1 pseudogene is annotated in these 725 nt (G+C 78.3%); it reads right to left on the bottom strand.

The features are described 5' to 3' along the window. Positions 1 to 725: pseudogene (locus ACVNF4_RS36680) on the bottom strand (SGNH/GDSL hydrolase family protein); the annotation flags it as partial.

Here is a 725-nt window from a genome sequence, read left to right as displayed (position 1 = left end):
GCGCCGGGGGCCCGCCGGTGGCGTCCGGGACGGTTCGTGGCGCTGTGGGGAGGATCCGGGGCGGCGTGGGGAGGGTCTGGGGCGGCGTGGGGCTCCCCGCAGCCTTCCGCGCCCGCAGGGCCACCGTCGCCGCCCCGATGCGCACCGGCGTCCCCGCGAACGTGTTGTCGAAGCGCAGCCGCAGGCGGGAGCCGCCGGTGGAGGTGTGGACGGCCAGGCGCAGGGTGCGGTCGGTCCAGGGGCCGCCTGTGGGGAGGCCGGATTGGGCGGTGGCCCAAGTGCCGGTCCACACCCCGGGGTTCGCGCGGACGGCGAGGGCGAAGACGTGGAGGCCGGAGGTGACGGGGAGCCGTACGGAGGTCACGGTGCGGGCGGGGTCCAGGGGGACCGTCACGGCGTACACGCGCGCGCGTGCGGCACGGCGGCCGTCGGGGGTGTTGACGTGCGGGACGGCGAGCGCCCTGGTCGCGAGGGGGCCGCGGCGCCAGTCGGGGGCGGAGAGGTTGTAGGGGGCACGCGTGCCGTCCCCGTAGGTGATCTCGCCCTCGCCCCGTACGGTGTGCCCGGCCGTGCCCGTGACGAGGAAGGTGAGCGCGTCGCCCCGGCCGGGCAGGAGGACTCGCTGGCCGTCGGCGAGGACGTTGTCCGGGTGGCCGGGGGCGGTCGCGGGCCAGGTCAGACGGGTGCCGTGGACCGTCAGCGCGCGGCCGGGCGTCCAGCCGGCG

This window comes from Streptomyces sp. S6 (assembly GCF_054880855.1).
Note: the sequence above shows the minus strand (reverse complement) of the source record. Positions and strands in the feature narration are given on the sequence as shown.